The 19,754-nt window shown below is 52.9% G+C and carries 17 protein-coding genes; 6 read left to right on the top strand and 11 right to left on the bottom strand.

Annotated elements, in window-relative coordinates; genetic code table 11:
* Positions 1–27 precede the first annotated feature (27 nt).
* The 5 genes from caiA (at position 28) to caiE (ending at position 5,633) form a co-directional block, all read left to right on the top strand.
* Entirely contained in the window at positions 28–1,170 is a 1,143-nt protein-coding gene (gene caiA / locus ACJHXA_RS11845; protein WP_000347117.1) for a crotonobetainyl-CoA dehydrogenase, read from the top strand.
* 128 nt (positions 1,171–1,298) lie between these two features.
* Positions 1,299–2,516 (top strand): L-carnitine CoA-transferase, encoded by a 1,218-nt coding sequence (caiB, locus tag ACJHXA_RS11840; protein WP_000349932.1) that lies wholly within the window; start codon positions 1,299–1,301, stop codon positions 2,514–2,516.
* Positions 2,517–2,589: 73 nt separating this feature from the next.
* Positions 2,590–4,143: a crotonobetaine/carnitine-CoA ligase gene (gene caiC / locus ACJHXA_RS11835; RefSeq protein ID WP_001297614.1), complete on the top strand. Its 1,554-nt coding sequence runs from the start codon at positions 2,590–2,592 to the stop codon at positions 4,141–4,143.
* Between the two features lie 108 nt (positions 4,144–4,251).
* Entirely contained in the window at positions 4,252–5,037 is a 786-nt protein-coding gene (gene caiD / locus ACJHXA_RS11830) for a crotonobetainyl-CoA hydratase (RefSeq protein WP_000004397.1), read from the top strand.
* 5 nt (positions 5,038–5,042) lie between these two features.
* Positions 5,043–5,633 (top strand): carnitine operon protein CaiE, encoded by a 591-nt coding sequence (gene caiE, locus ACJHXA_RS11825; protein ID WP_000122876.1) that lies wholly within the window; start codon positions 5,043–5,045, stop codon positions 5,631–5,633.
* Positions 5,634–5,718: 85 nt separating this feature from the next.
* Here the strand turns inward: caiE and caiF are convergent, their stop codons facing one another.
* The 11 genes from caiF to ACJHXA_RS11770 all read right to left on the bottom strand — a co-directional run bounded on the left by caiF (position 5,719) and on the right by ACJHXA_RS11770 (position 19,195).
* Positions 5,719–6,114: a carnitine metabolism transcriptional regulator CaiF gene (caiF, locus tag ACJHXA_RS11820; protein WP_000333120.1), complete on the bottom strand. Its 396-nt coding sequence runs from the start codon at positions 6,112–6,114 to the stop codon at positions 5,719–5,721.
* A gap of 260 nt (positions 6,115–6,374) precedes the next feature.
* The gene (carB, locus tag ACJHXA_RS11815; RefSeq protein ID WP_001126376.1) at positions 6,375–9,596 is read right to left on the bottom strand and encodes a carbamoyl-phosphate synthase large subunit; all 3,222 of its coding nucleotides are present in this window, start codon (positions 9,594–9,596) and stop codon (positions 6,375–6,377) included.
* A 17-nt stretch (positions 9,597–9,613) separates the two neighbouring features.
* Complete coding sequence (gene carA / locus ACJHXA_RS11810; RefSeq protein WP_000597260.1) at positions 9,614–10,762, bottom strand: glutamine-hydrolyzing carbamoyl-phosphate synthase small subunit; 1,149 nt, start codon at positions 10,760–10,762, stop codon at positions 9,614–9,616.
* A gap of 455 nt (positions 10,763–11,217) precedes the next feature.
* A complete protein-coding gene (gene dapB, locus ACJHXA_RS11805; protein ID WP_103262120.1) occupies positions 11,218–12,039 on the bottom strand; it encodes a 4-hydroxy-tetrahydrodipicolinate reductase in 822 nt (273 codons plus the stop codon).
* Between the two features lie 166 nt (positions 12,040–12,205).
* Complete coding sequence (gene rihC, locus ACJHXA_RS11800) at positions 12,206–13,120, bottom strand: ribonucleoside hydrolase RihC (protein ID WP_001239131.1); 915 nt, start codon at positions 13,118–13,120, stop codon at positions 12,206–12,208.
* 65 nt (positions 13,121–13,185) lie between these two features.
* A complete protein-coding gene (ispH, locus tag ACJHXA_RS11795; RefSeq protein ID WP_001166406.1) occupies positions 13,186–14,136 on the bottom strand; it encodes a 4-hydroxy-3-methylbut-2-enyl diphosphate reductase in 951 nt (316 codons plus the stop codon).
* A 1-nt stretch (position 14,137) separates the two neighbouring features.
* The gene (gene fkpB / locus ACJHXA_RS11790) at positions 14,138–14,587 is read right to left on the bottom strand and encodes an FKBP-type peptidyl-prolyl cis-trans isomerase (RefSeq protein ID WP_000004666.1); all 450 of its coding nucleotides are present in this window, start codon (positions 14,585–14,587) and stop codon (positions 14,138–14,140) included.
* An 87-nt stretch (positions 14,588–14,674) separates the two neighbouring features.
* Positions 14,675–15,169 carry a signal peptidase II gene (gene lspA / locus ACJHXA_RS11785; protein ID WP_000083369.1) on the bottom strand — a complete coding sequence of 165 codons (495 nt, stop codon included), beginning with the start codon at positions 15,167–15,169 and terminating at the stop codon, positions 14,675–14,677.
* Positions 15,169–17,985 carry an isoleucine--tRNA ligase gene (ileS, locus tag ACJHXA_RS11780; protein ID WP_001286857.1) on the bottom strand — a complete coding sequence of 939 codons (2,817 nt, stop codon included), beginning with the start codon at positions 17,983–17,985 and terminating at the stop codon, positions 15,169–15,171. Before ileS ends, lspA begins: the two co-directional genes overlap by 1 nt.
* 42 nt (positions 17,986–18,027) lie before the next feature.
* Positions 18,028–18,969, bottom strand: coding sequence for a bifunctional riboflavin kinase/FAD synthetase (ribF, locus tag ACJHXA_RS11775; protein WP_000767329.1), 942 nt, complete (start codon positions 18,967–18,969; stop codon positions 18,028–18,030).
* A gap of 7 nt (positions 18,970–18,976) precedes the next feature.
* Positions 18,977–19,195 (bottom strand): DUF2575 family protein, encoded by a 219-nt coding sequence (locus ACJHXA_RS11770; RefSeq protein ID WP_001295417.1) that lies wholly within the window; start codon positions 19,193–19,195, stop codon positions 18,977–18,979.
* A gap of 102 nt (positions 19,196–19,297) precedes the next feature.
* Between ACJHXA_RS11770 and rpsT the strand changes: the two genes are divergently transcribed.
* Positions 19,298–19,561, top strand: a complete 264-nt coding sequence (rpsT, locus tag ACJHXA_RS11765; protein ID WP_001274021.1) for a 30S ribosomal protein S20 — start codon at positions 19,298–19,300, stop codon at positions 19,559–19,561.
* The last annotated feature ends 193 nt before the right edge of the window (positions 19,562–19,754 follow it).

Raw genomic sequence — 19,754 nt, 5'->3', positions numbered from 1 at the left:
ACCCCCAAAATATCAAGAGGTTGAAAGATGGATTTTAATTTAAATGATGAGCAGGAACTGTTTGTCGCCGGTATCCGCGAACTGATGGCCAGCGAAAACTGGGAGGCCTATTTTGCCGAGTGCGACCGTGACAGCGTCTACCCGGAACGTTTTGTCAAAGCACTGGCGGATATGGGTATCGACAGTCTGCTGATCCCTGAAGAGCACGGTGGTCTGGACGCGGGGTTTGTTACTCTCGCCGCCGTGTGGATGGAGCTGGGACGTCTGGGGGCACCAACCTATGTACTGTACCAGTTGCCGGGCGGGTTCAACACCTTCCTGCGCGAAGGCACACAAGAGCAGATCGACAAGATTATGGCTTTCCGCGGCACCGGTAAGCAGATGTGGAACTCAGCGATTACCGAACCGGGCGCGGGCTCCGACGTGGGTAGCCTGAAAACGACTTATACCCGTAGAAATGGTAAGATTTATCTTAATGGTAGTAAGTGTTTTATTACCAGCAGCGCCTACACCCCGTACATCGTGGTGATGGCGCGCGACGGGGCTTCTCCGGACAAACCTGTCTACACCGAATGGTTTGTTGATATGAGCAAACCGGGCATCAAAGTGACCAAACTTGAAAAGCTCGGTCTGCGTATGGATAGCTGCTGTGAAATCACCTTTGACGACGTGGAACTGGACGAGAAAGACATGTTCGGTCGGGAAGGTAACGGCTTTAACCGCGTCAAAGAAGAGTTCGACCATGAACGTTTCCTGGTAGCCCTGACCAACTACGGTACGGCGATGTGCGCCTTTGAAGATGCGGCGCGCTACGCCAACCAGCGCGTGCAGTTTGGCGAGGCTATTGGTCGTTTCCAGTTGATTCAGGAAAAATTCGCCCACATGGCGATCAAATTAAACTCCATGAAAAACATGCTGTATGAAGCAGCGTGGAAAGCAGACAACGGCACCATCACCTCTGGCGATGCAGCGATGTGCAAATACTTCTGCGCCAATGCGGCATTTGAAGTGGTGGATAGCGCAATGCAGGTGCTGGGCGGTGTCGGGATTGCGGGCAACCACCGCATCAGCCGCTTCTGGCGTGACCTGCGTGTAGACCGCGTCTCCGGGGGATCTGACGAAATGCAGATCCTGACGCTGGGTCGTGCGGTGCTGAAGCAATACCGCTAAGTCAATGCGCTGCCTGATGCGACGCTGATGCGTCTTATCAGGCCTACGGGAGCACGAATGTAGGCCGGATAAAGCGTTTACGCCGCATCCGGCAGTCATGCGCTACATAAATTTTTCAGGAGCAAATAATGGATCATCTACCCATGCCGAAATTCGGGCCGTTGGCCGGATTGCGCGTTGTCTTCTCCGGTATCGAAATCGCCGGACCGTTTGCCGGGCAAATGTTCGCAGAATGGGGCGCGGAAGTTATCTGGATCGAGAACGTCGCCTGGGCCGACACCATTCGCGTTCAACCGAACTACCCGCAACTCTCCCGCCGCAATTTGCACGCGCTGTCGTTAAATATTTTCAAAGATGAAGGCCGCGAAGCGTTTCTGAAATTAATGGAAACCACCGATATCTTCATCGAAGCCAGTAAAGGTCCGGCCTTTGCCCGTCGTGGCATTACCGATGAAGTACTGTGGCAGCACAACCCGAAACTGGTTATCGCTCACCTGTCCGGTTTTGGTCAGTACGGCACCGAGGAGTACACCAATCTTCCGGCCTATAACACTATCGCCCAGGCCTTTAGTGGTTACCTGATTCAGAACGGTGATGTTGACCAGCCAATGCCTGCCTTCCCGTATACCGCCGATTACTTTTCTGGCCTGACCGCCACCACGGCGGCGCTGGCAGCACTGCATAAAGTGCGTGAAACCGGTAAAGGCGAAAGTATCGACATCGCCATGTATGAAGTGATGCTGCGTATGGGCCAGTACTTCATGATGGATTACTTCAACGGCGGCGAAATGTGCCCGCGCATGAGCAAAGGTAAAGATCCCTACTACGCCGGTTGCGGTCTGTATAAATGCGCCGACGGCTACATCGTGATGGAACTGGTGGGCATTACCCAAATTGAAGAGTGCTTTAAAGATATTGGCCTCGCACATCTACTCGGTACGCCGGAAATCCCGGAAGGCACTCAGCTTATCCACCGTATCGAATGCCCTTACGGCCCACTGGTAGAAGAAAAACTCGATGCCTGGCTGGCGGCACATACCATCGCAGAAGTTAAAGAACGCTTTGCCGAACTGAATATCGCCTGTGCCAAAGTACTGACCGTACCGGAACTGGAAAGCAATCCACAGTATGTTGCCCGTGAATCAATCACTCAGTGGCAAACGATGGATGGTCGCACCTGCAAAGGGCCGAACATCATGCCGAAATTCAAAAATAACCCCGGACAAATCTGGCGCGGAATGCCCTCACATGGCATGGACACGGCTGCCATTTTGAAAAATATCGGCTACAGCGAAAACGACATTCAGGAGTTGGTCAGCAAAGGTCTGGCCAAAGTTGAGGACTAAACGCGTGGCGTCAGTCGGCTTGCCTGACTAGCGCCCGCCCAATAACAAACGAACAAAAATGGATAGAGGTGCAATGGATATCATTGGCGGACAACATCTACGTCAAATGTGGGACGATCTTGCGGACGTTTACGGTCATAAAACGGCGCTGATTTGTGAATCCAGCGGCGGAGTCGTTAACCGGTATAGTTATCTTGAGTTAAATCAGGAGATTAACCGCACGGCAAACCTGTTTTATACGCTGGGGATTCGCAAAGGCGACAAGGTTGCACTACATCTCGACAACTGCCCGGAATTTATCTTTTGCTGGTTCGGGCTGGCAAAAATTGGCGCGATTATGGTGCCGATTAACGCCCGCCTGTTACGCGAGGAAAGCGCGTGGATCCTGCAAAATAGCCAGGCGTGCCTGCTGGTGACCAGTGCGCAATTCTATCCTATGTATCAACAGATTCAGCAGGAAGATGCCACTCAATTGCGGCACATTTGCCTGACAGATGTGGCACTTCCCGCTGATGATGGCGTGAGTTCGTTTACTCAACTGAAAAATCAACAACCTGCCACCTTGTGCTATGCACCGCCGCTATCGACTGACGATACGGCGGAAATTCTCTTCACCTCCGGCACCACCTCCCGACCGAAAGGTGTGGTGATTACCCATTACAACCTGCGCTTCGCTGGATATTACTCCGCCTGGCAGTGTGCACTGCGTGACGATGACGTCTACCTGACGGTAATGCCTGCGTTTCATATCGATTGCCAGTGTACTGCGGCGATGGCGGCGTTTTCTGCCGGGGCCACCTTTGTGCTGGTCGAGAAATACAGCGCCCGCGCCTTCTGGGGACAGGTGCAGAAGTACCGCGCCACCATTACCGAATGTATTCCGATGATGATCCGTACGTTGATGGTGCAGCCGCCTTCAGCGAACGATCGGCAACACCGCCTGCGGGAAGTGATGTTTTATCTCAACTTGTCGGAGCAGGAAAAAGATGCGTTTTGTGAACGCTTCGGCGTTCGCTTGCTGACGTCTTATGGGATGACGGAAACCATTGTGGGCATTATCGGCGATCGCCCTGGCGATAAACGACGCTGGCCGTCGATTGGTCGGGCGGGGTTTTGCTACGAAGCGGAGATCCGCGACGATCACAATCGCCCGCTCCCGGCAGGTGAGATCGGTGAAATCTGTATTAAAGGCGTACCAGGGAAAACCATCTTCAAAGAGTATTTTCTCAACCCGAAAGCCACTGCGAAAGTGCTGGAAGCCGACGGCTGGCTACATACCGGCGATACCGGATACTGCGACGAAGAGGGCTTTTTTTATTTCGTCGATCGCCGCTGCAATATGATCAAACGCGGTGGCGAGAATGTCTCCTGCGTGGAGCTGGAAAATATCATCGCCACCCATCCAAAAATTCAGGATATCGTGGTTGTGGGTATTAAAGATTCGATTCGCGATGAAGCCATCAAAGCATTTGTGGTGCTGAATGAAGGTGAAACATTGAGCGAAGAGGAATTTTTCCGCTTCTGCGAACAAAATATGGCGAAATTTAAAGTGCCCTCTTATCTGGAGATCAGAAAAGATCTGCCACGTAATTGCTCGGGGAAAATAATTAGAAAGAATCTGAAATAAATGAAACAGCAGGGAACTACCCTGCCAGCTAATAATCACGCTATAAAACAATATGCATTTTTTGCAGGGATGTTGTCGTCCCTGAAAAAGCAAAAATGGAGAAAAGGAATGAGTGAATCATTACATCTGACCCGCAATGGATCAATTCTGGAAATTACCCTTGATCGTCCAAAAGCGAATGCTATTGATGCAAAAACCAGCTTTGAAATGGGCGAAGTATTTCTAAATTTCCGTGACGATCCGCAATTACGTGTCGCCATTATTACCGGTGCCGGAGAGAAGTTCTTTTCCGCGGGCTGGGATTTAAAAGCGGCAGCAGAAGGCGAAGCACCGGATGCTGACTTTGGCCCGGGTGGATTTGCGGGATTAACCGAAATTTTCAATCTCGACAAACCGGTTATCGCAGCTGTGAACGGCTATGCCTTTGGCGGCGGTTTCGAACTGGCGCTGGCGGCAGATTTTATTGTTTGTGCCGATAACGCCAGCTTCGCCCTGCCGGAAGCCAAGCTGGGCATCGTTCCTGACAGCGGCGGCGTGCTGCGTCTACCGAAGATCCTGCCGCCTGCCATCGTCAATGAAATGGTGATGACCGGCAGACGAATGGGCGCAGAAGAGGCGCTGCGTTGGGGGATAGTCAACCGCGTGGTTAGCCAGGCGGAACTGATGGATAACGCCCGCGAACTGGCGCAGCAGCTGGTTAACAGCGCCCCGCTGGCGATTGCGGCGCTGAAAGAGATCTTCCGCACCACCAGCGAAATGCCGGTAGAAGAAGCGTATCGCTATATTCGCAGCGGCGTGTTGAAACACTATCCGTCGGTTCTGCATTCGGAGGATGCCATTGAAGGGCCGCTGGCGTTTGCCGAGAAGCGCGATCCGGTGTGGAAAGGACGTTAACAACCGTGAGCTATTACGCCTTTGAGGGGTTAATTCCGGTGGTTCACCCGACGGCGTTTGTCCATCCCAGTGCCGTCTTGATTGGCGATGTGATTGTGGGAGCCGGTGTCTACATCGGCCCACTCGCCTCACTGCGTGGTGACTACGGGCGGTTGATCGTGCAAGCGGGAGCCAATATTCAGGATGGCTGCATTATGCATGGCTACTGCGACACTGACACCATCGTTGGGGAAAACGGCCATATCGGGCACGGAGCGATCCTGCATGGTTGTGTGATTGGTCGCGATGCATTGGTCGGGATGAACAGCGTGATTATGGATGGCGCGGTCATTGGCGAAGAGAGCATTGTTGCCGCCATGAGCTTTGTCAAAGCAGGCTTTCACGGCGAGAAACGCCAGTTGTTGATGGGTACGCCAGCCCGCGCTGTACGCAGTGTTAGTGACGACGAGTTACACTGGAAACGGTTGAATACCAAAGAGTATCAGGATCTTGTCGGGCGCTGTCATGCATCGTTACATGAAACACAGCCACTGAGGCAAATGGAGGAAAATCGCCCCCGTTTGCAGGGGACGACGGATGTGACGCCTAAACGGTGATCTTGCCGGATGCGACCTGGTTGCTGGATAAGATGCTACAACATCGCATCTGGCAAGCAGGACGCCCGGTATCAACGAGATAAAATTAACGACGCATACTCTTTGACAACATCATCTGCCACTTCTGCTCGCGGTTAAGTTCCGTGAGCGGAACGGCAGGAATACGCGGCGTCTTTCTTACGCCGACTAATTTATCCCGGCTGTTATTGCGCAGGCGCGCGTAAATTTGCTCATCGATATCGACCACTTTTACCAGTCGCTGGCACTGGCATCCCCGTCCTTCCAGCTTATTAGGGATCATCTTAACTTCGCAGCTTATTTCTGCGACTTCCGACAGAATATAAGTCAGGGTATTAACCGCCTTGCTGTGTTCAATATCGAAATGAATAGAGATCTCTCTTGCTATCACCCACCGATTTTCAGCCATCATCCATTCGGCGATTAACAAGTAGAGTGGTTTTTCAACATATCCTTCACACATACGAACTCCAGTTTCACAAATTAAAAGTCTGGCTATGACTCGTTTTGAAGCAATTAAACAAGGCCATATTAAAATTGTGGATATATCGATAGTATGCAACTTCACCGTCGATAAGTGTGAGCTAAATCCTGCTTATGTCATCAAAAATATCGATTCCCCAAAAGATTTACTTAATGGGCAAAAAAAACGGTCCTCATCAGAGAACCGTATTACTTATTCGATCAAATTAGCGGATGAAAAATATCCGCCATGACACGCTATTATTTGATCTGCGCGTGCATTTCCTGCACCGAAATTACTTTTTCGGTCGCGTCGGCATTCAGCGCCATCGCGGTAGCGAAACCACCGTTCAGGGTGGTGTCATAATGCACTTTATATTGCAGCGCACTGCGACGGATCACGCGGGAGTCTTCAATCGCGCGACGGCCTGAAGTGGTGTTGATGATGTAGGTATATTCGCCATTCTTGATGCGGTCCTGAATGTGCGGACGGCCTTCATGCACCTTGTTCACCAGACGCGGATTAATGCCCGCTTCGCCCAGCACAATCGCCGTGCCGTGGGTCGCATCCAGCTCGAAGCCCTGTTTCAGCAGTTTTGCCGCCAGGTCCACCACGCGTTCTTTATCGCCTTCGCGCACGGAAAGCAACGCACGACCGTGTTTCTTCATGGTGGAGTTGCTGCCCAGCTGCGCTTTGGCAAACGCTTCAGCGAAGGTGCGGCCCACGCCCATCACTTCCCCGGTGGAGCGCATTTCTGGCCCTAACAGCGGGTCAACACCCGGGAATTTATTGAACGGCAGCACCACTTCTTTCACCGAGTAGTACGGCGGGATAACTTCTTTGGTTACGCCCTGCTCAGCCAGCGATTTGCCAGCCATCACACGCGCCGCCACTTTTGCCAGCGGTACGCCGGTGGCTTTGGAGACGAACGGAACGGTACGCGCCGCACGCGGGTTAACTTCAATCAGGTAGACTTCGTTGTTTTTCACCGCAAACTGCACGTTCATCAGACCGCGCACCTGCAATTCGAAGGCCAGTTTCTGCACCTGCTGGCGCATCACATCCTGAATTTCCTGACTTAAGGTGTAGGCTGGCAGAGAACATGCGGAGTCACCGGAGTGCACGCCCGCCTGCTCGATGTGCTCCATGATGCCGCCAATCAGCACCATTTCGCCGTCGCAGATGGCATCCACGTCAACTTCTACCGCGTCATCAAGGAAGTGATCCAGCAACACTGGCGCATCGTTAGACACGCTGACCGCCGTCTGGAAGTAGCGACGCAGGTCAGCTTCGTCATAGACGATTTCCATCGCCCGACCGCCGAGAACGTAAGACGGACGTACCACCAGCGGGTAGCCAATCTCTTTCGCCTTCTCTACCGCCATTTCAATAGCGGTAACGGTGGCGTTCGCCGGTTGTTTCAGTTTCAGACGCTCAACCGCATGCTGGAAGCGTTCACGGTCTTCTGCACGGTCGATAGCATCCGGGCTGGTGCCGATAACCGGTACGCCAGCAGCTTCCAGCGCGCGCGCCAGTTTCAGCGGGGTCTGACCGCCGTACTGAACGATAACGCCTTTCGGCTTCTCAATACGCACGATTTCTAGCACATCTTCCAGAGTTACTGGCTCGAAGTAGAGGCGATCGGAAGTGTCGTAGTCGGTGGAGACGGTTTCCGGGTTACAGTTAACCATAATGGTTTCGTAACCGTCTTCGCGCAGCGCCAGCGAGGCGTGTACACAGCAGTAGTCGAATTCGATACCCTGACCGATACGGTTCGGGCCGCCGCCGAGAACCATGATTTTTTCACGGTCGGTAGACGGATTCGCTTCGCACTCTTCTTCATAAGTGGAGTACATGTAAGCGGTGTCGGTGGCGAACTCTGCCGCACAGGTATCCACGCGCTTATAAACCGGGTGCAGGTCATACTGGTCGCGCAGCTTGCGGATTTCCGCTTCGCGCACGCCCGCCAGTTTTGCCAGACGCGCATCGGCAAAGCCTTTGCGTTTCAGCTGGCGCAGGAATTCAGCGTTCAGGCCAGTGATGCCCACTTCCGCTACTTTCTCTTCCAGACGCACCAGTTCTTCAATCTGTACCAGGAACCAGCGGTCAATATTGGTCAGGTTGAACACGCCGTCCACAGACAGGCCCGCACGGAAGGCATCGGCGATGTACCAGATACGCTCTGCGCCAGCATCTTTCAGTTCGCGACGGATTTTGGTTAACGCTTCCGGGTCATCGAGGCTCACTTTCGGGTCGAATCCAGTCGCACCGACTTCCAGGCCGCGCAGCGCTTTTTGCAGGGATTCCTGCTGCGTGCGACCAATCGCCATCACTTCGCCAACCGATTTCATCTGAGTGGTCAGACGGTCGTTAGCACCAGCGAATTTTTCGAAGTTGAAGCGAGGAATTTTAGTAACCACATAGTCGATGGACGGCTCGAAGGAGGCCGGAGTACGTCCGCCAGTGATGTCGTTCATCAGTTCGTCGAGGGTGTAACCCACCGCCAGTTTCGCCGCCACTTTAGCAATCGGGAAACCGGTCGCTTTCGACGCCAGCGCCGAAGAACGGGACACGCGTGGGTTCATTTCGATAACAATCAGGCGACCGTTTTTCGGGTTCACCGCAAACTGGACATTGGAACCACCGGTTTCAACGCCGATTTCACGCAGCACCGCCATCGAGGCGTTACGCATGATTTGATATTCTTTGTCGGTCAGCGTTTGGGCTGGCGCGACAGTGATGGAGTCACCGGTATGGATGCCCATCGCATCAAAGTTTTCGATAGAGCAGACGATGATGCAGTTGTCGTTTTTATCACGCACCACTTCCATCTCGTACTCTTTCCAGCCGATCAGCGACTCATCAATCAGCAGCTCTTTGGTTGGGGAGAGATCCAGACCGCGGGCGCAAATTTCTTCAAACTCTTCGCGGTTATAAGCGATACCGCCGCCGCTACCGCCCATGGTAAAGGATGGGCGAATAATGCACGGGAAGCCCACGTCAGCGGCAACCGCCAGCGCTTCTTCCATCGTGTGTGCGATACCGGAACGCGCGGTTTCCAGACCAATTTTCTTCATCGCTACGTCGAAACGACGGCGGTCTTCTGCTTTATCAATCGCATCGGCGGTCGCACCAATCATAGTCACGCCGAACTCTTCCAACACGCCCTGACGCTCCAGCTCCAGCGCGCAGTTCAGCGCCGTCTGACCGCCCATCGTTGGCAGCACCGCGTCCGGGCGCTCTTTTTCAATAATCTTGCGTACTACTTCCCAGTGAATCGGCTCGATGTAGGTCGCATCGGCCATTTCCGGGTCGGTCATGATGGTCGCCGGGTTGGAGTTCACCAGAATGACGCGGTAACCCTCTTCGCGCAGGGCTTTACATGCTTGCGCGCCAGAGTAGTCAAACTCACACGCCTGACCGATAACAATCGGGCCCGCACCCAGAATCAGGATACTTTTTATATCTGTACGTTTTGGCATGGCTCTTTTACTCCTGATTACTTAGCGGTTTTACGGTACTGCTCAATTAACTCGATAAAGTGGTCGAACAACGGCGCTGCGTCGTGTGGCCCAGGGCTGGCTTCCGGGTGACCCTGGAAGCTGAACGCCGGTTTATCAGTGCGATGAATGCCCTGTAACGTACCGTCGAACAGGGATTTATGCGTGACACGCAGGTTTGCAGGTAATGTTGCTTCATCCACCGCAAAACCGTGGTTCTGGGCGGTGATCATCACCACGTTTTTCTCCACATCTTTAACCGGATGGTTGCCGCCGTGGTGACCAAATTTCATTTTGACAGTCTTCGCACCGCTCGCCAGCGCCAGCAGCTGATGACCGAGGCAGATGCCGAATACCGGAATATCGGTTTCGAGGAATTTCTGGATGGCGGTAATGGCGTAATCGCACGGGGCCGGGTCGCCAGGACCGTTGGAGAGGAAGATGCCGTCTGGATTCATTTTCAGCACATCTTCCGCAGAAGTTTGCGCCGGAACGATGGTCAGGCGACAGCCTCTATCCACCAGCATCCGCAGGATGTTGCGCTTGGCACCAAAATCATAAGCCACGACGTGGAACGGCAGCTCGTCTTCTTTTTTCGCTTCTGGCAGGCCGCCGGTCAACGTCCAGCTCCCTTGTGTCCAGCTATAGGCTTCTGCGGTGGTCACTTCTTTTGCCAGATCCATGCCATTCAGACCTGGGAACGCGCGGGCTTTTTCTAACGCCAACGCCGCATCCGGGTTATCGCCTGCGATAATGCAGCCATTCTGTGCGCCTTTCTCGCGCAGTAAACGCGTCAGCTTACGGGTATCGATATCGGCAATCGCCACGATGTTATGGCGCTTCAGGTAAGAAGAGAGGTCTTCGGTATTACGGAAGTTGCTGGCAATCAGCGGCAGGTCGCGAATCACCAGACCTTGTGCATGTACCTGAGAAGATTCTTCATCGGCGTCATTAGTGCCGACATTGCCAATATGGGGATAAGTAAGAGTAACGATTTGACGAGAATAGGAAGGATCAGTGAGGATTTCTTGATAACCGGTCATTGAAGTATTGAAAACGACTTCCCCAACCGCCGAACCTGTTGCCCCTATGGCCCGACCGTGAAACTGGGTTCCGTCTTCCAGAACCAATAGCGCTGACTTAATCAAAACACCCTCCAGAGAATATTCACTCACTTTATTTGCATATTAATTCACAATGATGACGTAAATCAATGCAAATCTGCTTACCGACGAATTTCTGGCAAACGGCGGCATTCTGGAGATATGGGCGCTAAAAGTCAACTTAATGGCGGGATTTTTTATATTATTTTGTGGCTCATGCATGTTTTACAGGCATTAAGCGGCAAAAAGATCATATAACCTGTTCTAGAAAACGCTTGCGCAGCAAGAAGATTGCATGAAATAAAAGCGAGTAGGGAAAAGTGGACCAAATGGTCAAAATTTACATTAAAACAACAAAAACCGAAGACAAAACATGTAATTTTTGGCACTTATAGACAATTTAAAAACATAACACTAAAAATAAAAGGGCCAAAAATTAAAGCCCTTTATAATCAATAAATTAAATGTGTTATTCTTGCACCATAACAAATATTTTGTGGTTACAAACTATTGAGATCAAGCACATCTCGCATATCAAAAAGACCACTTTCATTACTACTCAACCACAAAGCCGATCTTACCGCGCCGTTAGCAAATGTCATGCGGCTGGACGCCTTATGGGTGATCTCCAGACGCTCGCCAATATCGGCAAACATCGCGGTATGTTCGCCAACGATGTCACCTGCACGCACGGTGGCAAAACCAATGGTGCCAGGCACACGTTCACCGGTGTGGCCTTCACGACTGTAGACCGCGCAATCTTTCAGATCTTTATCAAGGGCGTGGGCGATCGCCTCTCCCATTGCCAGTGCGGTGCCTGACGGCGCATCAACTTTATGTCTATGATGTGCTTCAATAATTTCGATATCGGTGTAGTCACCCATCACTTTGGCTGCTTTCTCCAGCAGCTTAAGCATGACGTTAACGCCAACGCTAAAATTGGCGGCAAAGACAATCGCAATATCGGCGGCGGCGTCACGAATCGCCTGTTTACCGGCTTCGTCAAACCCCGTAGTGCCGATCACCATCCCTTTGCCATGCTGGCGACAAAAAGCGAGATGGTTCAGCGTACCTTCCGGACGGGTAAAATCGATAAACACATCAAAATCATCTTTTACCGCATCGAGGCTGCTTTGCACGGTAACGCCTGTTTTCCCTGCACCAGCCAGCTCACCGGCGTCGCTGCCCAGTAAAGAAGATCCTTCGCGCTCCAGCGCCGCGCCCAGCTGCACGCCTTCTAATGCCAGCGCCGCCTGAATCAACTGGCGGCCCATACGCCCCCCGGCTCCCGCGATGGCAACGCGGATGTTTGCATCATGCATAGCTATTCTCTTTTGTTAATTTGCATAGACCGTTTTCAGAGTAACCAGCGCATCGCTACGCCGCCAGCCAAAAACGCTGATAATTAGAAATTAATGATAAACAGGGAGGGATATCAGTGAAAGGCATGAGTCGATGAATGACTGCATGCCGATAACATGTGACAGGTTACGACGCCAGAGCCAGCACCTCAGCCACCCACTGCTGGAAGCCTTTCACATCCAGATCCAATGCCACCTTTACATTGGCTGGTTTGCCCAGGCAACCGTCGATATCAACCACCGTCGTGCCTGAGGTAAATTCGCCTTGAGTTTCTACCGCGACAAAACACGGCTTGAGGGTGAATAAGTCCGGGCGCACCAGCCAGGCGATGGCGCAGAGATCGTGCATTCGCAGACCGCTTTGCATACTGCCGCTACGGTAGTGGCTAAACAGTGCATGAAGCATTTTTCCGGTGCGATTCAACTCCGGCAAAGTAGCGAGATAGTCAAGGGTTAATATTGCCTGATTGGTGACATCCAGACCGCACATGACGATTTCGATTCCGCTACGGAAGACACAGGCAGCCGCTTCTGGATCGGCAGCGATATTAAACTCGGCGTTTGGCGTACAGTTGCCGCGTCCGGCAGAACCACCCATGATCACCAGACGGCGAATATACGGCTTGCATTCCGGGCATTGTGAAAGTAACAGCGCAATATTGGTTAACGGGCCAATGGCCACCAGGGTAACAGGCTCTGGTGCACGCATCAGGGCATCCCGAATCGCCAGAAACGCCGGTATCCCGAGCGGCTTTCGGTTGTGCTCAACAAAGTCGTAGCCAGCCATTCCCGATTCGCCGTGCACAGATGCCGCATCACGCGGTGCGCGTACCAGCGGCACAGCGGCCCCTTGGGCGAGCGGAATCTCCGCATTCCAGAAATGCAGCAGTTGCAGGGCATTGCGGGTAGTTTTCTCAACCGAGACATTACCCGCGACGGTGGTCATCAGTTGCAGGTCGAGTTCGGGTGCAAAAATCGCGGCGGCAATGGCGACGGCATCGTCAATGCCGGGGTCAGTATCGAGGAAGATAGGTAAACGCATGTTTTCTCCATAAAAAATGCCGGTAACAAGACCGGCATTTTCGCATAACTTAGGCTGCTAATGACTTAATCGACTTCACGAATATCGACACGCAGCTCTTTCGGCACTTCGAAAACAATGTTTTCTTCACGTCCTTCCAGCGTAATGGCTTCACCACCGCCCAGCTGTTGCAAACGTGCCACCACATTCTGCACCAGAATATCCGGAGCCGATGCGCCCGCAGTCACGCCGACGCATTTAACCTCTTTCACCCACTCTTCCTGGATATCTTTCGCATCATCAATCAAAAACGCGCTTTTGCCCATACGCTGGGCCAGCTCCGCCAGACGGTTGGAGTTAGAGGAGTTTTTCGAACCGACCACCAGCACAACTTCCGCCTGTTCGGCCAGGGCACGTACCGCTTCCTGTCGGTTAGTCGTGGCGTAGCAGATGTCATCTTTGCGCGGACCGACAATTTTCGGGAAGCGTTTACGCAGCGCGTCGATCACATCAGACGTGTCATCCACCGACAGCGTGGTCTGGGTCATAAAGGAGAGTTTCTCTTCGTTTTTGACCGTCAGTTTCCACACATCGTCTGGTGATTCAACCAGATACATTCCCCCTTCCGGGTTGCTGTACTGACCCATCGTGCCTTCCACTTCCGGGTGCCCGGCGTGACCGATGAGAATAGATTCTTCGCCACGGCGACTAGCGCGGGCGACTTCCATATGCACTTTGGTCACCAGCGGACAGGTCGCGTCAAATACCGTCAAATCGCGACTTTTTGCTTCGTTACGTACCGCCTGAGAAACACCGTGTGCGGAGAAAATCAGGATCGCGCCGTCCGGTACTTCGCTAATCTGCTCAATAAAGATAGCCCCACGCTCACGCAAGCTATCGACCACATAGCGGTTATGTACCACTTCGTGACGGACATATATCGGTGCGCCGTAAATGGCCAGCGCGTTTTCAACAATGCTGATAGCGCGGTCTACCCCGGCACAAAAACCACGCGGGTTGGCCAACAGGATCTGCATGTTACGCCTCCAGTGCCGGATCGATTTCCAGCACTTCAATATCAAAATGAACGGTCTGCCCGGCCAGCGGATGGTTGAAATCAACGGTAATGGAGTCGCCGTTAATTTCGCGGATCACGCCAGGCATCTCACTGCCATCCATTGCGGTAAAAAGCATGATTGCGCCAATTTCTGGCTCGCCTGCATCCATAAATTCACGGCGGGAGAAGTACTGAATCAGGTCCGGTGACGGCACGCCAAACGCCGCATCTGGCTCCAACGAGAAGGTGGTTTTATCGCCCACTTTCAGCCCCAACAGGTGTTGCTCCAGCCCTTCAGAAAGAGAAGCATCACCCAGGCGGAACAGCGCCGGTTTACCGTTGTTGCGGGTAGACTCGGCGGTGGTGCCATCCTCGAGTTTTAGCGTGAAGTGCACCAGGACGGCGCTATTGCTCTGTACAGATTCAGACATGCAGGTTTGCTCTTATATTTTGAGGATTTTTGCCGGATGCGGCCTACGATTTCGCAGCAATCTGTAGGCCTTATCCGGCAGGGTTTATTATTGTTTTTTCGCTTTAGAAGGCAAAAAACCTTCCAGCACAATCAGTGCCGCACCGACACAAATGGCAGTATCGGCAAGGTTGAAGGTGGCGAAGTGCCAGTCGCCGACGTAGAAGTCGATCATATCGACAACGAAGCCGTGCCACAGGCGGTCGAACAGGTTGCCCAGCGCGCCGCCAATAATCAGCGCATAAGCGATATTGTTTAGCTTCTGCGTGGCCTTCGAGCGATACATCATCACTGCCAGGATCACGCTAATACCAATCGCAATACCGGCAAAGAACCAACGCTGCCAGCCGCCGCTATCGGCAAGGAAACTAAACGCCGCGCCATAGTTACGCGCATAATGCAGATTAAGCGACGGGAACAGCGGGACCGTATCCCCCAGAGCAAAGTTCTGGAGGATCAGGTATTTGCTGCCCAGATCGATAATCAGCACGACTACCACCAGCCACAGCCAGCGTAGCCCTGTTGAACAGATCGATTGACTCATCAGGCAAACTTACGTTTTTCACCGTCACCGGCGACGTTGCTGACACAGCGGCCGCAGATTTCTGCGTGTTCCGCCACCTTGCCGACATCCTGGGTGTAGTGCCAGCAGCGTGGGCACTTCTCACCTTCGGCTTTACTCAACGCGACTTTCAGCCCTTTGAGTACTTCGCTCTGCTGAGCATCAGCAGGTGCGTCGTTATAGTCTGCAACGGTAGCGCCGGAGGTCAACAGGACAAATCGTAATTCATCGCCCAGCGCGGTCAGTTTCGCCGACAGTTCCGGTTCTGCATACAAGGTTACTGCCGCTTCCAGCGAGCCACCCACTTTCTTGTCGGCACGCGCTTGCTCAATGACTTTGTTCACTTCGCCACGCACTTTCAACAGCTCGTCCCAGAACGCATCGTTCATCGCTTCACTGTCTGCCAGACCAAACAGGCCTTCGTACCACTCACCGGTAAAGACGTATTTTTCACGTTCGCCCGGCAGGTAGCCCCACACTTCATCAGCGGTGAAGGAGAGGATTGGTGCCATCCAGCGCACCAGCGCTTCTGCGATGTGATACAGCGCAGTCTGGCAGCTACGACGCGCCACACTGTCCGCTTTGGCGGTGTACTGACGGTCTTTGATGATGTCGAGGTAGAAGGAACCCATCTCAACGGAGCAGAAGCGCATCAGACGCTGTACCACTTCGTGGAAATCGTATGCTTCGTACGCCTTGAGGATGTCTTCCTGTGCCGCTTTCGCACAACCTACGGCCCAGCGATCCAGTACCACCATCTCTTCCGGTTTCACCATATCTTTTGCCGGATCAAAACCGTTCAGGTTTGCCAGCAGGAAGCGCGCGGTGTTACGGATACGACGATAGCTGTCGGCAGCACGTTTCAGGATCTCATCAGAAACGGCCATTTCACCGGTGTAGTCAGTTGATGCCACCCACAGACGCAGAATATCCGCGCCCAGTTTGTTCATCACATCCTGCGGCGAAACGGTGTTGCCGATGGATTTAGACATCTTGCGACCCTGACCATCCACGGTAAAGCCGTGGGTCAGTACCTGACGATACGGCGCTTTGCCTTTCATCGCGGTGGAGATCATCAGGGAAGACATGAACCAACCACGGTGCTGGTCAGAACCTTCCAGATACATGTCCGCTGCGTGACCGGCAAATTCCGGACGCACGTCAACAACAGAAGAGTGGGTAGATCCGGAGTCAAACCATACATCCAATGTGTCCGGCACTTTCACGTACTGATCAGCTTCATCGCCGAGGATCTCTTTCGCATCAAGATCCCACCACGCCTGGATGCCGTCAACTTCAACGCGTTTTGCCACTTCTTCCATTAGTTCGAGAGTACGCGGATGCAGCTCTTCCGTGTCTTTGTGCACGAACAGTGACATCGGTACGCCCCAGGTGCGCTGACGGGAGATACACCAGTCAGGACGGTTAGCAACCATCGACTCGATACGCGCCTGGCCCCAGTCCGGGATCCACTGCACGCCTTTGATCTCTTTCAGTGACTGCGCACGCAGACCTTTCTGATCCATGCTGACGAACCACTGCGGCGTCGCGCGGAAGATGATCGGCGTTTTGTGACGCCAGCAGCACGGATAGCTGTGCTGCATTTTCTCAACGTGCAGCAGCGCGCCTTTTTCCTGCAGCAGCGCAACGACGATGTCGTTCGCTTTGAAGACGTTCACGCCATCCAGCGTCGGATAAGTGCCCGGCAGATAAGTGCCGTCCGGGCCAACCGGGTTAGCGGTTTCCAGGCCGTATTTCTGACCGATCACATAGTCGTCCGGGCCGTGGCCAGGCGCGGTGTGAACGGCACCGGTACCGGCATCCAGGGTAACGTGATCGCCGAGGATTGCCGGAACGTCGAAGCCCATAAACGGATGGGTAAAGCGCAGCAACTCAAGCTCCGCACCTTTTACCGTGCCGAGAATGGTGTAATCGGTCACGCCGATACGCTGCATTACGCTTTCAACCAGATCTTTCGCCAGAATCACGGCCTGACCGTCGATCTGCACCAGCGCATAGTCGAAATCAGGTGCAATAGAGATTGCGCGGTTCGCAGGCAGAGTCCACGGCGTAGTGGTCCAGATCACCAGCGAGATTGGGCCGTTAACGTTGCTTACGGCAAATTTTGCTTTCAGTGCATCCTGATCGACCGCCTGAAAAGCAACGTCGATGGACGGAGAAGTTTTGTCGTAATACTCAACTTCCGCTTCCGCCAGCGCAGAACGGCAGTCAACGCACCAGTGAACTGGCTTCGCGCCTTTGTGCAGGTGACCGTTGCCGATGATTTTGCCCAGCGCGCGGATGATGTTGGCTTCAGTTTTGAAGTCCATGGTCAGGTACGGGTGCGACCAGTCGCCCAGCACGCCCAGACGGATAAAGTCTTTGCGTTGACCGTCAACCTGGGTCGCCGCGTATTCGCGGCACTTGGCGCGGAACTCGGCGGCGGTGAATTTCTCACCCGGCTTACCGTATTCTTGCTCTACTTTCAGCTCGATCGGCAGACCGTGGCAGTCCCAGCCAGGCACATACGGCGAGTCATAACCGGAAAGCCCTTTGGACTTCACGATAATGTCTTTCAGAATCTTGTTAACCGAGTGACCAATATGAATGCTGCCATTCGCATAAGGAGGGCCATCATGCAGAATGAAGGTTTTTTTGCCTTTTTTAGCCGCACGGATGATGCCGTACAGATCATCATCAGTCCAACGCGCCAGCATTCCCGGTTCGCGCTTGGCGAGATCGCCACGCATCGGGAACCCTGTTTCCGGCAAATTCAGGGTTGATTTATAGTCACTCATCAGATTCTCGGTTCCGTGTTTCGGTTTGATTACATAACAGGCTTAAGCCGGTTTTGTTAGCCCAAAAAATTCGCGGGCGGTTAATTCATCACGCGCAATCTGCGCTTTCAGTTCGTCCAGCGACGCAAATCGCTGCTCATTGCGTATTTTTTTACGCAGCACTACTTGTATATGGCGACCGTAAAGGTCCATTGCAACATCTAACAAATGCACTTCCAGCTGCTGGCGAATACCGGCAACCGTTGGGCGTGTTCCAATGTTTGCCACGCCGGGTAACGGCTTTTCACCGAGACCCAGCACTTCTACCGCATAAACCCCTTTCACCGGGGAAACCTGACGGCGTAGCGGTACATTCGCCGTCGGGAAACCTATAGTGCGCCCTAATTCATCACCGTGGACTACACGCCCGGAGATGGCAAACGGGTGCCCCAGTAAACTTTCTGCCAGAGCCAGATTGTCATCCGCCAGCGCCTGACGCACAGCGGTGCTGCTGATACGCACGCCACCTTCGCAAAAAGTTTGCGTACTGGTGATATCGAAGCCGTATTCCATGCCAGCTTTCTGTAATAACAAGAAATCGCCTTCACGACCAGCGCCAAAGCGGAAATCATCACCTACGGCAAGAAATTTTACGCGCAAATGCTTCACCAGAAGATCGCTGATGAAATTTTGCGCGGTTAACGCCGCGAAACGCCTGTCGAAACGCACGCACAGCACGTAATCAACGCCACACTCTGCAAGGTAACGCAGTTTTTCCCGCAGCCGGGTCAGCCGTGCCGGGGCTTTATCGGTAGCAAACAGTTCCAGTGGTTGAGGTTCAAAAAGCATCACCATCACCGGTAAGTTGCGCTTGCGCCCTTCTTCCTGCAAGCCCTGTAACAGCGCGCGATGACCGCGATGCACGCCGTCGAAATTACCAATAGTCAGCACACACCCTTCTTGCGGGGCCTGGCTGAGATTATGTATGCCGCGTATCAGCTTCATGTCTGGCTCAAAACAGTGAAAATCGTCCGAGTATACCTTGTACAGCGGTCAAGGTTAACCGGCGATTGAGTACCGAAATCAGAAAGAAGTGGCTTTTCATTGCCATGGCGCAAATCACGGGAAGAAAGTGACCGCCTGCTGCAATTTTTATCGCGGAAAAGCTGTATTCACACCCCGCAAGCTGGTAGAATCCTGCGCCATCACTACGTAACGAGTGCCGGCACATTAACGGCGCTTATTTGCACAAATCCATTGACAAAAGAAGGCTAAAAGGGCATATTCCTCGGCCTTTGAATTGTCCATATAGAACACATTTGGGAGTTGGACCTTGGCTAATATCAAATCAGCTAAGAAGCGCGCCATTCAGTCTGAAAAGGCTCGTAAGCACAACGCAAGCCGTCGCTCTATGATGCGTACTTTCATCAAGAAAGTATACGCAGCTATCGAAGCTGGCGACAAAGCTGCTGCACAGAAAGCATTTAACGAAATGCAACCGATCGTGGACCGTCAGGCTGCTAAAGGTCTGATCCACAAAAACAAAGCTGCACGTCATAAGGCTAACCTGACTGCACAGATCAACAAACTGGCTTAATCGCCAATTTGCTGAAGCTTTGTGAAAAAGCCCGCGCAAGCGGGTTTTTTTATGCCTGCTGCTTTTATGATGCGTGAGAGAACACACTACCGGTTGCCAGATAGTCAAAAGATGCTGGCTTTTGCAGACATGCCGTTACACTTTCTGAACTCTTCGTGGCTTAAGAATCGTAGAACCATCGGCTGATACATTC

Origin of the sequence: Escherichia sp. WS33, from assembly GCF_046486385.1 — a bacterium.
Classification (GTDB): Bacteria; Pseudomonadota; Gammaproteobacteria; order Enterobacterales; family Enterobacteriaceae; genus ECMA0423.
Note: the sequence above shows the minus strand (reverse complement) of the source record. Positions and strands in the feature narration are given on the sequence as shown.

What these genes read in the sequence shown, in the direction of transcription:
- ispH (WP_001166406.1), bottom strand. Translation starts at nt 14,136, where the DNA reads ATGCAGATCCTGTTGGCCAACCCGCGTGGTTTTTGTGCCGGGGTAGAC.
- fkpB (WP_000004666.1), bottom strand. Translation starts at nt 14,587, where the DNA reads ATGTCTGAATCTGTACAGAGCAATAGCGCCGTCCTGGTGCACTTCACG.
- dapB (WP_103262120.1), bottom strand. Translation starts at nt 12,039, where the DNA reads ATGCATGATGCAAACATCCGCGTTGCCATCGCGGGAGCCGGGGGGCGT.
- ribF (WP_000767329.1), bottom strand. Translation starts at nt 18,969, where the DNA reads ATGAAGCTGATACGCGGCATACATAATCTCAGCCAGGCCCCGCAAGAA.
- caiF (WP_000333120.1), bottom strand. Translation starts at nt 6,114, where the DNA reads ATGTGTGAAGGATATGTTGAAAAACCACTCTACTTGTTAATCGCCGAA.
- lspA (WP_000083369.1), bottom strand. Translation starts at nt 15,169, where the DNA reads ATGAGTCAATCGATCTGTTCAACAGGGCTACGCTGGCTGTGGCTGGTG.
- caiD (WP_000004397.1), top strand. Translation starts at nt 4,252, where the DNA reads ATGAGTGAATCATTACATCTGACCCGCAATGGATCAATTCTGGAAATT.
- rihC (WP_001239131.1), bottom strand. Translation starts at nt 13,120, where the DNA reads ATGCGTTTACCTATCTTCCTCGATACTGACCCCGGCATTGACGATGCC.
- caiA (WP_000347117.1), top strand. Translation starts at nt 28, where the DNA reads ATGGATTTTAATTTAAATGATGAGCAGGAACTGTTTGTCGCCGGTATC.
- ACJHXA_RS11770 (WP_001295417.1), bottom strand. Translation starts at nt 19,195, where the DNA reads ATGTGCCGGCACTCGTTACGTAGTGATGGCGCAGGATTCTACCAGCTT.
- ileS (WP_001286857.1), bottom strand. Translation starts at nt 17,985, where the DNA reads ATGAGTGACTATAAATCAACCCTGAATTTGCCGGAAACAGGGTTCCCG.
- caiB (WP_000349932.1), top strand. Translation starts at nt 1,299, where the DNA reads ATGGATCATCTACCCATGCCGAAATTCGGGCCGTTGGCCGGATTGCGC.
- carB (WP_001126376.1), bottom strand. Translation starts at nt 9,596, where the DNA reads ATGCCAAAACGTACAGATATAAAAAGTATCCTGATTCTGGGTGCGGGC.
- caiC (WP_001297614.1), top strand. Translation starts at nt 2,590, where the DNA reads ATGGATATCATTGGCGGACAACATCTACGTCAAATGTGGGACGATCTT.